Origin of the sequence: Streptomyces sp. NPDC000345, from assembly GCF_042898825.1 — a bacterium.
GTDB lineage: Bacteria > Actinomycetota > Actinomycetes > Streptomycetales > Streptomycetaceae > Streptomyces.
In genome coordinates, this window is the sequence record NZ_JBIAZE010000027.1 from 75,203 (window position 1) to 91,128 (window position 15,926).

1 protein-coding gene is annotated in these 15,926 nt (G+C 75.1%); it reads right to left on the bottom strand.

Annotation, left to right across the window (positions count from 1 at the left end):
• Positions 1-31: 31 nt before the first annotated feature.
• On the bottom strand, positions 32-15,926 hold a 15,895-nt coding region (locus ACFY30_RS38680; RefSeq protein WP_390849829.1), incomplete at its 5' end, for a type I polyketide synthase.

Genomic DNA, 15,926 nt, shown 5'->3' on the forward strand with positions numbered 1-15,926 from the left:
TGAGCCGATGCCGACGGTTTCCCGCGGCTGATCACGACATCCCGAGTTCTTTGTCGATCAGGTCGAACAGCTCGTCCGCCGTCTCGACGGAGTCCAGTGCCCCGTCGTCGTCGGCGAGAGCCGCTCCGGAACCCCCGGAGCCGGTGCCGTTGTCGTGTCCGGCACCGCCGTCCTTCGTTGCCCTCTCCTGCCACATCGCCGTCAGCCTCTGCAGCCGGGAAGTGATCGTCGCGTGGTCGTCCCCGCCGGCCGCGGCGGCGCCGAGCGCGGCCTCCAGCCGGTCCAGTTCGACCAGGAGCGGCGCCGCCGAAGCGGCCGCGCCCGAGCTCTCGCCCGCCCCGGTGCCGGACGCCTCCGGCAGGGTGATCTCCTGAAGCAGATGTCCCGCCAGCGCCGTCGGCGTCGGGTGGTCGAACACCAGCGTGGCCGGGAGCCGCAGCCGGGTGGCGGCGTTGAGCCGGTTGCGCAGTTCGACGGCGGTGAGCGAGTCGAAGCCCAGTTCCTTGAACGCCTGGTCCGGTTCGATCTCGTCCGCCGAGGCGTGCCCGAGGGTCGCCGCCGCCTGGGCGCAGACCAGGTCGACGAGATGCTGCTCCCGGTCGGCCGGTGCGAGCGCCGCCAGCCGGGCGCCGAGATCCTGCCGCTGCGCGCCGGTCCCGGCCGCCGTGTCCGCCGCCCGCCGCGCCGGTGCCCGCACCAGGCCGCGCAGCAGCGGCGGTACGGCCTCGGCGTGCGCCCGCAGCGCCTGGAGATCCAGGTTCACCGGCAGCAGGAGCGCCCGGTGCGCGGGGGCCGTGACGGACACGAGCCCGGCCGCGTCGAGGAGTTCGAGTCCCTGCTCGGCGGTGAGCGGCCGCATGCCGCCGCGTGCCATGCGCCGCAGGTCCGCCTCGGTCAGCTCGGCGGTCATGCCCGTGCCGGGCGCCCACGGGCCCCACGCGAGGGACACCGCGGGCAGCCCCGAGGCGCGCCGGTGAGCGGCGAAGGCGTCCAGGAAGGCGTTGGCGGCGGCGTAGTTGGCCTGGCCCGCGCTGCCGAAGGTAGCGGCCACCGAGGAGAAGACCACGAACGCCGACAGGTCCGCGTCACGGGTCAGCTCGTGCAGGTGCGCGACCGCGTCCGCCTTCGGCCGCATGACCCCGGCCAGACGCTCCGGGGTGAGTGCGGCCACGACACCGTCGTCGACGACGCCCGCGGTGTGGACGACGGCGGTCAACGGGTGCTCGGCGGGGAGGGCGTCCAGCGCGGCGGCGAGCTGGTCCCGGTCGGCCACGTCCAGGGCGGCGACCTCGACCTCGGCACCCAAGTCCGCCAGTTCCGCGACGAGTTCGGATGCGCCGGGCGCTTCGAGGCCGCGCCGGCTGGCGAGCAGCAGACGCCGTACGCCGTGCCCGGTCACGAGCTGGCGCGCCACGAGCGCGCCCAGACCACCCGTGCCACCGGTCACCAGCACCGTGCCGTCCCGGTCCAGGGGCGCCGGGACCGTGAGGACCACCTTCCCCACGTGCCGGGCCTGCGACAGGTACCGGAACGCCTCCGGGGCCTGCCGTACGTCCCAGCAGGTGACCGGAAGGGGCCGCAGGACGTCGGCTTCGAAGAGTGCCACCAGCTCGGCCAGCATCCGCCCGATCCGCTCCGGACCGGCGTCCCACAGATCGAACGCCCGGTACGCCACACCGGGGTGCTCGGCAGCCACCGCGTCGGCGTCCCGGATGTCGGTCTTGCCCATCTCCAGGAACCGGCCACCACGCGGCAGCAGACGCAACGACGCGTCCACGAACTCACCGGCCAGCGAGTCCAGTACGACGTCCATGCCCCGGCCGCCGGTCGCGGCGAGGAACACCGTCTCGAAGTCCGTGTCACGGGACGAGGCGATGTGCGTGGCGTCCAGGCCCAGCTCCCGCAGCGTGTCCCACTTGCCGGCACTCGCGGTGCCGAACACCTCGGCTCCCAGGTGCCGCGCCAGCTGCACGGCCGCCATACCCACACCACCGGCCGCCGCATGCACCAGCACCGACTCCCCCGGCCGCACGTCGCCCAGTTCGGTGAGCGCGTAGTACGCCGTCAGGAACACGATCGGCGTGGACGCCGCCTGCGCGAACGTCCAGCCCCGCGGAACGCGCGCCACCGTCCGCGCGTCGGCCACCGCCACCGGTCCGAAGGAACCGGGGAACATGCCGAACACCCGGTCACCCACCGCCAGCCCCGGCACACCCGGGCCGACCTCGGTCACCACACCCGCGCCCTCACCGCCGAGCAGGCCCGCCTCACCCGGATACATGCCGAGGGCGTTGAGCACGTCGCGGAAGTTGACTCCCGCCGCCCGTACGGCGATACGGACCTGGCCCTCCGTCAACTCGGCGGTGGCCTCGGGGAAGGGGGTCAGGGCCAGGGTGTCCAGGGTGCCCTTCTCCAGGCTGTCCAGGTGCCAGGCAGCCGGTCCGCCCGCCGGGAGCGGGAGCGCACCGGCGGCGGGGACACGGCCGAGGCGCGGCGCGTGGGCGACGCCGTCGCGCAGCGCGAGCTCCGGCTCCCCGGCGGCCAGGGCCCGGGCGAGCGCGGCGCGGGAGGCTTCGGTGCCGTCCGTGTCGACCAGGGCGAACCGGTCGGGTGCCTCGGCGCGCGCGGCCCGGACCAGGCCCCACACGGCGGCCAGGGCGGGATCGGGAGCCGTTCCGTCGAGCGTGACCGCCCCTTCGGTGAGGATCACCAGACGGGACTCCTCGAACCGCTCGTCGGCGAGCCAGGCCCGTACGGCGTCCAGGACGCGGCCGGTGGCGGCCCGGGCCGCGTCCGCCGCACCCCCGTCCGCGCCGCTCAGGTCGCACTGGCCGCTCAGGCCGCGACCCGCTGCGAACAGTACGGTCGCGGGGACGGTGGCGGGCAGCTCGGCCAGGCTCGGGTACGACTCCACGCCGGGCGCGAGGCCGGCGGTGCCGACCGCCGCGAGGGCGCCGGCCGAGGACGCGTCCCGCTCGGGCGGCGACACCTTCGTCCAGTCCACCTGGAAGAGGCCGTCGCGGTGGCCGCCGGCGTCGGCGCGAGCGGCGAGGTCTCCGGAGACCTGGCGCAGACGCAGCGACTCGACGGAGGCGACCGCGCCGCCCTCCGGGTCCGCCAGTTGCAGGGCGACGGCTTCCGGACCGGCCTGCACCATCCGTACGCGCAGGGCCCGCGCGCCGGACGCCCGCAGCGACACGCCGCTCCAGGAGAACGGCAGCCGTCCCTGGCCGGCATCGGCCAGCGACACGAACATCATCGCGTGCAGGGCGGAGTCCAGGAGCGCCGGGTGGACGCCGAACCCACCCGCGAGCCGGTCGTGCTCGTCGGGCAGTCCGACCTCGGCGAAGACCTCCTCGCCGCGCCGCCAGACCGCGCGCAGCCCCTGGAAGACCGGCCCGTAGGCGAAGCCCGCCTCGGCGAAGCGGTCGTAGAAGCCCTCCATGGGGACGGCCTCGGCGTCCGGCGGCGGCCACGCGGTCAGGTCGGGGGCGGGTGTGCCGGCCGGCGCCGGGCCGGCGGTGAGCGAGCCGCTGGCGTTCAGCGTCCACGGGTCGGTGTCGAGCGCGTCCTCGGCCCGGGAGTAGACCTCGACGGTGCGCGTGTGCGACTCGTCGGGTGCGCCCACGCGGACCTGGACCAGTCGTCCGGTGCGCTCGGGCACGATCAGGGGGGCGGCGATGGTCAGTTCCTCGACGCGTTCGCAGCCGAGCTGTCCGGCGGCGCACAGGGCGAGTTCGAGGAACCCGGTGCCCGGGAAGAGGACCGTGCCGGTCACGGCGTGGTCGCGCAGCCACGGGTGCGTCGTGAGCGAGAGCCGCCCGGTGAACAGCACCTCCTCGCTGCCGGCCACGCGCACCGCGGCGCCGAGCAGCGGATGTTCCGCCGAGCCGACGCCCGCCGAGCCGAGGTCGCCGAGCGTGACTCCGGTGAAGTCCGGCCAGTAGCGGCGGCGTTGGAAGGCGTAGGTCGGCAGGTGCGGGTTCGGGGCCCGGTCGCCGCCGGTGAGGGCGCGCCAGTCGGCGTCGGCACCGTGGACGAACAGGGTGGCGAGGGCGGCGAGGAGCGAGGTGGCCTCGGGCCGGTCCTTGCGCAGCACCGGCACGAGCACCGTGGCCCCGGCGTCGTCGAGCGACGCCTGGGCGAGGGCGGTGAGGGTGCCGTCCGGGCCGAGCTCGACACAACGGCCCACGCCCTGCTCGGAGAGCGCGCGGACGGCGTCCGCGAAACGCACCGGCCGACGCACGTGCCGCACCCAGTAGTCCGGCGACATCAGTTCCTCGGCGGTGGCGGCCGTCCCGGTCACCGTGGAGACGAACGGCACCTTCGGCCGCTCGTACGTCAGACTCTCCGCGACCTTGCGGAAGTCGGCCAGCATCGGCTCCATCAGCGGCGAGTGGAAGGCGTGGCTCACCCGCAGCGCCGTGACCTTGCGGTCCCGGTCACGGAAGTGGGCGGCGATCTCCTCGACGGCCTCCGCGGCCCCCGCGACGACCACGGCCCGGGGACCGTTGACCGCCGCCACGCCCACCTCGTCACCGAGGAACGGCAGGACCTCGTCCTCGGTGGCCTGGAGCGCCACCATCGCGCCACCGGCCGGAAGCGCCTGCATCAGCCGGCCCCGCGCCACCACCAGACGACACGCGTCCGCCAGCGACCACACCCCGGCCACATGCGCGGCCGCGATCTCACCGATGGAGTGACCGGCGAGCACGTCCGGGCGTACGCCCCAGGACTCCAACAGGCGGAACAGGGCCACTTCGAGGGCGAAGAGGGCGGGCTGGGTGAACTCCGTCCGGTTCAGCAGATCGGGGTCCTCGCCGAACACCACTTCCCGGAGCGGGCGCGGCAGTTCGGTGTCGAGGTGGGCGCAGGCCGCGTCGAAGGCGTCCGCGAACACCGGATACGTGTCGTACAGCTCGCTGCCCATGCCCAGGCGCTGGGACCCCTGCCCCGCGAACAGGAACGCCGTGCGCGCGTCTCGCCGTGCCGTGCCCGTCACCGCGTTCACCGCCTCCTCACCGGACGCGACCGCCCCCAGCGCACGCACCAGCTCGTCGCGCTCCGATCCCCAGACCACGGCCCGGTGCTCGAACAGCGACCGCGACCGCACCAGGGCACCACCGATCCCGGCGACACTCAGGTCCTGATCACCCGTGACGAACTCGGCCAGCCGCCCGGCCTGGGCGCGCAAGGCCGCGCCCGTACGGCCCGACACCACCCACGGCACCACACCACCGGCAACCGGCTCCGGTTGCGGTCGCGGCTCCGCCCCGGGCGGGGCCTCCTCCAGCACCACATGCGCGTTCGTGCCGCTCAGCCCGAACGACGACACACCCGCACGACGCGCCCGCCCTTCCCGGCGCGGCCAGTCGGCGCTGTCGGCGAGCAGTTCCACCGCACCCGCCGACCAGTCCACGTGCGACGACGGCTCGTCCACGTGCAACGTCCGCGGCAGCACACCGTGCCGCAACGCCAGCACCATCTTGATCACACCCGCCACACCCGCGGCGGCCTGCGTATGACCGATGTTCGACTTCACCGACCCCAGCAACAGCGGCCGATCACGATCCTGACCATAAGCGGCCAGAACCGCCTGCGCCTCGATCGGATCACCCAACGCCGTACCCGTACCGTGCGCCTCCACCACGTCCACATCCGACGGCCGCAACCCGGCCCCCGCCAACGCCTGACGGATCACCCGCTGCTGCGAAGGACCGTTCGGCGCCGTCAGACCATTGGACGCACCGTCCTGGTTCACCGCACTGCCCGCCACCACCGCCAGCACATCCCGCCCCGCCGCCCGCGCGTCCGACAACCGCTCCACCAGCACCAGACCCGCACCCTCGGAGAACCCGGCACCGTCCGCGGCATCCGAGAACGCCTTGCACCGGCCGTCCCCCGCCAACCCCCGCTGCCGACTGAAATCCAGGAACAGACCCGGCGTCGACATCACCGTCACCCCACCGGCCAACGCCAGATCACACTCCCCCGCCCGCAACGCCTGCACCGCCAGATGCAAGGCGACCAAGGCCGAGGAACACGCCGTGTCCACCGTCACCGCGGGGCCCTCCAGGCCGAGGGTGTAGGACACCCGGCCGGAGACGATGCTCGCCGCGTTGCCGGTGCCGAGGTGGCCGCCGACGTCCTCGCCGGAGGCGACGAGCAGCGGGGTGTAGTCGTTGCCGTTGGTGCCGGCGAAGACACCCGTGCGCGAGCCGCGCAGAGTCGTCGGGTCGATGCCGGCCCGCTCGAACGCCTCCCACGCCAGCTCCAGCAGCAACCGCTGCTGCGGATCCATCGCCAGCGCCTCACGCGGCGAGATCCCGAAGAAGCCGGGGTCGAACTCGGCCATGTCCCGCAGGAATCCGCCTTCGCGGGCGGTGCAGGTGCCGGGGTGGTCCGGGTCGGGGTGGTAGAGGCCGTCGATGTCCCAGCCGCGGTCGGCCGGGAAGGGCGCGATGGCGTCGGTGCCGTCGGCGAGCAGGCGCCAGTACTCCTCGGGGGTGTCGGCCCCGCCGGGGAAGCGGCAGCTCATCGCGGTGATGACGACCGGGTCGTCGGCGAGGGAGGCGGAGTCGGCCGCGGGCCGCGCGGTGGCGGGCAGGCGGTCGTCCTCGGAGGCTGTGCCGAGTTCGCCGAGCAGCATCCGGGCCAGTTCGGCGCAGTTGGGGAAGTCGAAGACGAGGGTGGCCGGCAGCCGCATCCCGGTGATCTTGTTCATGCCGTTGCGCAGTTCGACGGCGCTGAGCGAGTCGAAGCCGAGGTCGCTGAAGGCGCGGGTCGGCTCGACCGCCTCGGGCCCGGGGTAGCCGAGCACGGTGGCCACATAGCCGCGGACGACGTCGAGGACGGCGTCCGCCCGTTCGTCGGCGGCGAGACCGGCCAGGTGGCGGCGGAGGGCGGACCGGTCGCCGTCGGAGCCGTCACCGAAGGAGTCGCCGGCCGCCGGGCCGGAGGCGGCGTCGCGGACCGGCGCGAGAACGCGCTGGGCGTCGGCCAGTTCCCGCAGGAGGGCGCTGGGCCGGGAGCCGGTGAAGGCGGGCGCGAACCGTTCCCAGCCGATGTCGGTCACCGCGAGGTAGGTCTCGCCGTGGTCGAGCGCCTGCTGGAGTGCCTGGCAGGCCAGTTCGGGCTGCATGTCGTACACGCCGTAGCGGCGCAGGCGGTCGCCGACCGCGCCGTCTCCCATGCCGCCGTCGGCCCAGTGGCCCCAGGCGACGGCCGTGGCGGGCAGGCCGAGGGCGCGGCGCTGCTGGGCGAGGGCGTCCAGGAAGGCGTTGCCGGGGGCGTAGTTGCCGAGGCCGGGGCCGCTGATGGTGCCGGACGTCGAGGAGAACAGGACGAAGACGGACAGGTCGAGACCGGCGGTCAGTTCGTGCAGGTTGACCGCGGCCGTGGCCTTGGTGCGCAGCACGGGGTGCATCCGTCCGGGGTCGAGAGCGTCGATGACGCCGTCGTCGAGGGAGCCGGCGATGTGCAGTACGGCGTCGAGCGGGTGTTCCTCGGGGATCGCGTCGATCAGCTCGCGCAGTGCGTCGCGGTCGGCGACGTCGCAGGCGGCGAGGGTGACACGGCCGGCGCCGAGGGCGGTCAGTTCTGCCGACAGTTCGGCCGCGCCGGGCGCGTCGGCACCCCGGCGGCTGGTGAGCAGCAGGTGTTCGGCGCCGAGGGAGGCGAGCCAGCGGGAGATGTGTCCGCCGACCGCGCCGGTGCCGCCGGTGATCAGGACGGTGCCGCGGGGGCGCCAGCTCTCGCCGGGCGCAGTGGCGCCGTCGAGCGGGGCGCGCAGCAGGCGGCGGCCGTAGGTGCCGGAGGCGCGGACGGCGGTCTGGTCCTCGCCGTCGGGCCGGGCGAGCAGGGCGCACAGCCGGTCGCCCGCCCTGCGGTCGAGGGCGGCGGGCAGGTCGATCAGGCCGCCCCAGCGGTCGGAGTGTTCGAGGGCGGCGACCCGGCCGAAGCCCCAGACGAGGGCCTGCGGCGCGCCGGTCACGGTCTCGGCGGCGGTGACGGCTACGGCACCGCTGGTGGCGCACCACAGGGGCGCGCTGACGCCGAGGTCGCCGAGGGCCTGAAGGAGCGTGAGCGTGCCGGCGAGTCCGGCGGGCACCGACGGGTGGTCGGGGTGCGGGGTCTCGTCCAGGGCGAGCAGCGACAGCACTCCGCCGAGGCCGGCCGGTTCCAGGGCGGGCTCGCCGTCCGTGGCGGCGAGCGCGGCGGCCAGCAGACCGCTCAGTCCCTCGCGGTCGGCGTCGGGGCCTGCGCCGTCGACGGACGTGACGCGGACGGTGACGCCGTGGTCGGCCAGGGTGCGCCGGGTGGCGTCCGCCAGGGCGTGGCCGCTGGCGGGCACGACCAGCAGCCAGGTACCGGACGGGGGCGCGGCCGCGGTGTCCTGGGTGAGCGGGGTCCAGCCGACGGTGTAGCGCCAGCTGTCGACGGTGGACTGCTCCTTGCTGCTGCGCCGCCAGGCGGACAGCGCGGGCAGCACCTCGCGCAGCGGGGTGTCCCCGCCGAGGTCGAGGGTGGCGGTGAGGGAGGCGAGGTCCTCCTCCTCCACCGTCCGCCAGAAGCGGCTCTCCACCGCGTCGGAGACCTGCGTGCCGTCCTCGGCGCCGGCGTCCGCGTCCCGCAGTTCGGGCCAGAACCGCAGCCGCTGGAAGGCGTACGTCGGCAGGTCGACGCGGCGGGCGCCGGTCCCGGCGAAGACGCTGGGCCAGTCGACGGTGACGCCGTGGACGTGGGCCTCGGCGAGGGAGGTCAGGAAGCGGTCCAGGCCGCCCTGGTCCCGGCGGAGCGTGCCGAGCACGACGGCATCGGCGCCGGTGTCCTCGGCGGTCTCCCGGAGGCCGAACGCGACGACGGGGTGCGGTCCGACCTCGATGAAGGCGCGGTGCCCGGCGGCGAGCAGGCCGCGGACCGCGTCCTCGAAGCGGACGGTCTCCCGCAGGTTGGTGTACCAGTAGGCGGCGTCCAGGACGGTGTCGTCGTCCAGCCAGTCGCCGGTCACCGAGGAGCGGAAGGGGATCTCGGCGGGCGTCGGCCGCAGTCCGGCGAGCGTGTCGAGGACCTGCTCGCGGACGGGTTCGACGTGCGCGGAGTGGCTGCCGTAGTCCACGGCGACCTTGCGGGCCTGGACGCCGTCGCCGGTCAGTGCGGTGAACAGCTCGTCGAGGGCGTCGGCGGCGCCGGAGACGACGACCGAGCCGGGGCCGTTGACGGCGGCCACGGAGAGCCGGTCGCCGTACGGCTGCAGCCGGGTGCGCACCTCGTCGGCGGGGAGCGGGACGGACATCATGCCGCCGTCGCCCGCGATGGCGGTGATGGCCCTGCTGCGCAGGGCGGCGACGCGGGCGCCGTCCTCCAGGGACAGGGCGCCGGCGACGACGGCCGCGGCGATCTCGCCCTGGCTGTGGCCGACGACGGCGGCGGGCTCGACGCCGTAGGAGCGCCACAGGTGGGCGAGGGAGACCATGACGGCCCACAGGACGGGCTGGACGACGTCCACCCGGTCGAGGTCGGGGGCGTCCGGGCCGCCGCGCAGGGCGGCGGTCAGCGACCAGTCGACGTACGGCGCGAGCGCCTGTTCGCACTCGGCGATGCGCTGGGCGAACGCGGGTGCGGCGTCGAGGAGTTCACGGCCCATGCCGGCCCACTGGGCGCCTTGGCCGGGGAAGACCAGCACGGGTCCGGTGCCGCGCCGGTCGAGGCCGCGGACGACGTCGCTGACCATGCCGTCCTCGACGAGGTCGCGCAGTCCGCGTTCCAGGCCCTCGGCGTCGGAGGCGAGCACGACCGCCCGCTGTTCGAAGGCGGTGCGGGTGGTGGCCAGGGACAGGCCCAGGTCGGCGAGGCCGAGTCCGGGGTGGTCGCGCAGGTGGGCGAGGAGCCGTCCGGCCTGGGCGCGCAGACCGTCGTCGGTACGGGCGGAGAGGGGGACGAGGACGGGCGTCGGCAGGGGGCCGGCCGTGCTCTGCCCGGCCGTGGCCTGACCGGCGCCGGTCCGCCCGGCCGGGTCGTGCGGGGGTGTGTCGTTGAGCGGGGTGTCGTCGGGGGCCTGTTCGATGATGACGTGCGCGTTGGTGCCGCTCATGCCGAACGAGGAGACGCCCGCGCGGCGCGGACGGTCGGTCCGCGGCCAGGGCACCGGCTCGTCGAGCAGCCGTACGGTCCCCGCGGACCAGTCGACCTCGGGGGTCGGGGTCTCGGCGTACAGGGTCGCCGGGAGCAGGCCGTTGCGGAGGGCCATGACCATCTTGATCACGCCGCCGACACCGGCGGCGGCCTGGGAGTGCCCGATGTTGGACTTCAGCGAGCCCAGCCAGAGGGGGCGGTCCTCGGTACGGTCCTGGCCGTAGACGGCGATCAGCGCCTGGGCCTCGATCGGGTCGCCCAGCGTCGTACCGGTGCCGTGCGCCTCCACGGCGTCGATGTCGGCCGGGGTGAGCCCGCCCCCGGCCAGCGCGGCGCGGATGACCCGCTGCTGCGAGGGCCCGTTGGGGGCGGTCAGGCCGTTGGAGGCGCCGTCCTGGTTGAGGGCGCTGCCCTGGACGACGGCGAGGACGGGGTGTCCGCTCCGCCGGGCGTCGGACAGCCGCTCCAGTACGACCATGCCGACGCCTTCGGCCCAGCTCGCCCCGTCGGCGTCCGCGGAGAACGGCTTGCAGCGGCCGTCCTCGGCGAGCGCCCGCTGCCGGCTGAACTCGATGAGGGAGCCCGGCGTCGACATGACGGTGACACCGCCGGCCAGCGCGAGATCGCATTCGCCCTGCCGCAGTGACTGCGCCGCGAGGTGCAGGGCCACCAGGGACGAGGAGCAGGCGGTGTCGACGGACAGCGCCGGGCCCTCCAGTCCCAGGGCGTAGGCGATACGGCCGGACAGGACACTCGGCGAGTTGCCGGTGCCGATGTAGCCCTCGAAGCTCTCCTTGGCGGCGCCGAGGATGCCGATGTAGTCCTGGTAGGTGACGCCGGCGAAGACACCGGTGAGGGTGCCGCGCCGGGACGCCGGGTCGATGCCCGCCCGCTCCAGTGCCTCCCACGACGTCTCCAGCAGCAGCCGCTGCTGGGGGTCCATCGCCAGTGCCTCGCGCGGGGAGATGCCGAAGAAGCCGGGGTCGAAGTGGCTGGCGTTGTGCAGGAAGCCGCCCTCGCGGGCGTAGCAGGTGCCCGGGTGGTCCGGGTCCGGGTGGTAGAGCGCCGCGAGGTCCCAGCCGCGGTCGGCCGGGAGCGGGGAGATGCCGTCGCCGCGGTGCGCGACGAGGTCCCACAGCTCCTCGGGGCTGGTGATGCCGCCCGGATAGCGGCAGGCCATGCCGACGACCACGATCGGGTCGTCGTCGAGCCGGGCGCGGGAGGCCGCGGGCGCCGCCGCGTCCGGCCGGGCGCCGAACAGTTCCCCGTCGAGGTGCGCGGCGAGCGCGAGCGGTGTCGGGTGGTCGAAGACCAGGGTGGCCGGCAGCAGGACGCCCAGTTCGGTGCTGAGCTGGTTGCGCAGTTCGACGGCGGTGACGGAGGCGAAGCCGAGGTCCTTGAAGACGCGGGAGGGCTCGACCTCGTCGAGGTCGACGTAGTCCAGCACGGCGGCCACCTTGCGGCGCACCCGGTCGAGCAGGACCCGCCGGCGCTCGGCGGCGGACCGCCCGGCGAGCCGGTCCAGCAGGGTCGCTTCCCCGGCCGCGGCAGCGGTGTCGGCGGCGCGACGGCGCACGGCCCGGGCCGCGACGGCGGGACGGGCGGGCTCGGCGGCGTCGCCGAGCCCGGCCGCCGCGGCCTCGCGGGCGCCGTCCACGGCATCGGTGTCCGTACGGTCCTCGGCAGGGCCGGTGTCGCCGGGATCCCTCGGGGCGGGCGCGGCGGGGGCGGGCCGCAGGCGCAGCGACTCGATGGCGAGCACCGGCTGCCCGGAGGCGTCGGCGGCGTGCAGCGTCACCGCGTCCTCGGCGCGTCGGGTCAGCCGGACGCGCAGCGTGGTGGCGCCGTCGGCGAGGAGAGCGGCGCGCTGCCACGCGAAGAGCAGCAGCCCCTCCTCCAGTCCCTCCGGCAGGCCGAGGCCCAGCGGGTGCAGTGCCGCGTCCAGCAGGGCCGGGTGCAGTCCGAAGTGCCGTGCCTGTTCGCGTGCGTCCGCGTCGAGGGCGACCTCGGCGTACACGTCGTCACCGTGCCGCCATACGGCGGTGAGGGCGCGGAACGCCGGGCCGTACTCCAGACCGGCGTCGGCCGCCAGCCGTTCGTACAGGTCGCCGACGGCGACCGGTTCCGCTCCGGCCGGGGGCCAGACGGCGAAGCCGGCGAAGTCGGCCGCCCGGTCCTCCGCCGGGCCGGCGGGTGCGAGCAGGCCGCCCGCGTGGCGGGTCCACGCGGCGCCGTCGGATTGCGGGTCGTCGGGGCGCGAGTGGACGGAGAGGGCACGGGTGCCCCGGGCGTCCGGCGCGTCGACACGGACCTGGAGCCGGACCGCGCCGTGCTCGGGCACCGTGAGGGGCGCCTCCAGGGTGAGTTCGCGTACCTCGTCGCAGCCGGCCTCGTCGCCCGCGCGGACGGCGAGTTCCAGGAAGGCGGTGCTGGGCACCACGGCCGCGCCGCCGAGCCGGTGGTCGGCCAGCCAGGGGTGGGAGCGCAGCGACAGCCGTCCGGTGAGCACGACAGCGTCGCTGCCCGCGACCGGCACCGCGGCGGCGAGCAGCGGATGGCCGGTGGCGGCGAGGCCGAGCGCGGAGGCGTCGCCCGTCGCGGCGGGCACCTCGAGCCAGTAGCGCCTGCGCTGGAAGGCGTAGGTGGGCAGGGAGACGTGCGGCGCCCGGGACAGCGACGGCAGGGCTGCCGTCCAGTCCACGTCGACGCCCCGGGTGAACAGGGCGGAGACGGCCGTCAGCAGGGTCTGCCGCTCGGGACGGTCGTCCCGCAGCGCGGACACCTGCAGACCGTCCGCCGTGGGCAGGCACGACCGGGTGAGCGTGGTGAGCGTGCCGTCGGGGCCGAGTTCGAGGAAACGGGTGACGTTCCGGTCGGCGAGCGTGGCCACGCCGTCGGCGAAGCGGACCGCGTCCCGCACGTGCCGCACCCAGTACTCCGGGGAGGCGAGTTCCTCGGCGGTGGCGGGGGCGCCGGTGACGTCGGAGACGACGGGGATGCCCGGCGCCTCGTAGGTGACGCTCTCGGCGACGGCACGGAAGCCGGCGAGCATCGGTTCCATCAACGGGGAGTGGAAGGCGTGGCTGACCCGGAGCCGCCGGGTGCGCCTGCCCAGCGCCTCGACGGCGGCGGCGATCTCGCGCACCGCGTCCTCGGTGCCGGAGACCACCACGGACAGCGGTCCGTTGACGGCGGCGATGCCGGCCTCGGTCTCCCGGCCCGCCAGCAGCGGCAGTACCTCGTCCTCGGACGCCTGGAGCGACACCATCGCCCCACCGGCCGGAAGCGCCTGCATCAGCCGGCCCCGCGCCGCCACCAGCCGGCACGCGTCCGCGAGGGACCACACGCCGGCGACATGGGCGGCGGCCAGCTCACCGACGGAGTGACCGAGCAGCACGTCCGGACGCACACCCCACGACTCCAGCAGCCGGAACAGGGCCACTTCCAGCGCGAACAGCGCGGGCTGGGCGTACTCCGTGCGGTCCAGCAGGCCGGCGTCGTCACCGAACACCACCTCCCGCAACGGGCGCGGCAGTTCGGTGTCGAGGTGGGCGCACACACTGTCGAAGGCATCGGCGAAGACGGCGTACTCCTCGTACAACTCCCTTCCCATGCCGAGGCGTTGCGCACCCTGGCCGGCGAACAGGAATGCCGTACGGCCGTCCTGGTGCACGGAGCCGACGACGGCGCCGTCGGCCGGCTCGCCGTCCGCGACCGTCCGGAGATCGCGCAGCAGTGCCTCGCGGTCCGCGCCCCACACCACGGCCCGGTGCTCGAACGCCGAGCGGGTGCGGACGAGGGAGGCGGCCACCTCGACCGCCGCCGCCTCGGGACGGCCGGCGAGGTGGTCGGCCAGCCGGGCGGCCTGGGCGCGCAGCGCGCCTCGGCTGCGCCCGGAGACCACCCAGGGCAGCACGGGGGTGGGCTCGGCGGGGTCATCGCCGGGGACGGCACCGTCGCGGGGCTCTTCGGCGGAGGGCTGCCCGAGAGCCGGCCCCTCAAGGGCGGGCTGCCCGAGGGCGGGCGTCTGAGGGGCGGCCATCGGCGGAGCCGACTGTTCCAGGATGACGTGGGCGTTGGTGCCGGACACCCCGAAGGCCGACACACCGGCCCGCCGCGGACGTCCCTCGGCCTGCGGCCACGCGGTGTTCTCGGTCAGCAGCCGCACCTCGCCGGCCGACCAGTCGACATGGCTCGACGGCTGTTCGGCGTGCAGGGTGCGCGGCAGCAGGCCGTGGTTCATGGCCAGCACCGTCTTGATGACTCCCGCGACCCCGGCGGCGGCCTGGGTGTGGCCGATGTTGGACTTCAACGAGCCGAGCCACAGGGGCTGTTCGCGGTCCTGCCCGTAGGCGGCGAGCAGGGCCTGGGCCTCGATCGGGTCACCGAGTCTGGTGCCCGTGCCGTGCGCCTCCACCGCGTCGACGTCGGCGGGGTTCAGCCCGGCCCCGGCCAACGCCTGACGGATGACCCGCTGCTGGGCGGGGCCGTTGGGGGCGGTCAGACCGTTGCTCGCGCCGTCCTGGTTGACGGCGGAACCGGCGACCACGGCCAGCACCTGGTGCCCGTTGCGCCGGGCGTCGGAGAGCCGTTCCACGACGAGCACACCGACGCCCTCGGCCCAGCCGGTGCCGTCGGCCTCCTCGGAGAACGCCTTGCACCGGCCGTCCGCAGCGAGACCGCCCTGGGAGCTGAACTCGACGAACGCCCCGGGGTCGGCCAGCACGGTCACCCCGCCGACCAGCGCCAGGTCGCACTCGGCGGACCGCAGCGACTGCGCCGCCAGGTGGAGCGCCACGAGGGAGGACGAGCAGGCCGTGTCGACGGTCACGGCGGGGCCCTCGAAGCCGAAGGTGTACGCGACGCGGCCGGAGACCACGCTGCCGGCGACACCCGTCAGCAGCTGGCCGCCGAGCCCCTCGGGCACCTCACGGAGTCCCGCGCCGTATCCGGAACTGCCGGCGCCGACGAACACACCCGTACGGCTGCCGTGCAGTGCGTCGGGCCTGATCGCCGCGTGTTCCAGGGCTTCCCAGGACGTCTCCAGCAACAGTCGCTGCTGCGGGTCCACGGCGAGGGCCTCGCGGGGCGAGATGCCGAAGAAGGCGGGGTCGAACTGCCCGGCGTCGTAGAGGAATCCGCCCGCGCGGGTGTGGCTGCGGCTCCGGCCGTCATCACCTGTGCCGTGCAGGGCGTCGAGGTCCCAGCCCCGGTCGGTGGGGAAGTCGGAGATCGCGTCGGTGCCTTCGGTGACCAGCCGCCACAGGTCGTCCGGGCTCTCGACCCGGCCCGGCAGCCGGCAGGCCATCCCGACGATGACGACCGGGTCGTCCGTCGTGGCGGTCAGGACCGGAACCGGCGGCGGCGCGTCCGCCCCCGGGTCGCCGTCCGCGAACAGCTCCTGCCGCAGCAGTCGTACGAGAGCCGTCGGCGTCGGATGGTCGAAGACGAGGGTGCTGGGCAGCTTCAGGCCGGTCTCGGCGGCGAGCCGGTTGCGCAGCTCGACGGCGGTGAGGGAGTCGAAGCCGAGATCCCGGAAGGACCGTGTGGCCTCCACCGCCGAGGTGTCGGCGTGACCGAGCACCGCCGCGACCCCGGCGAGGACCGACTCCAGCAGGGCGCGGTCGCGGTCGGCCGCGGGCAGTCCGGCGAGCCGGTCGCGCAGCGCCGAGCCGGCCGGTGCACCGGCGGGGGTGTCCGCCGTGGTGGTGAGGGCGGTGCGGGCTTCGGGAAGACCGGCCAGCAACGCGCTGGGCCGCACGCTCGTGTACGCCGGAGCGAACCGCTCCCAC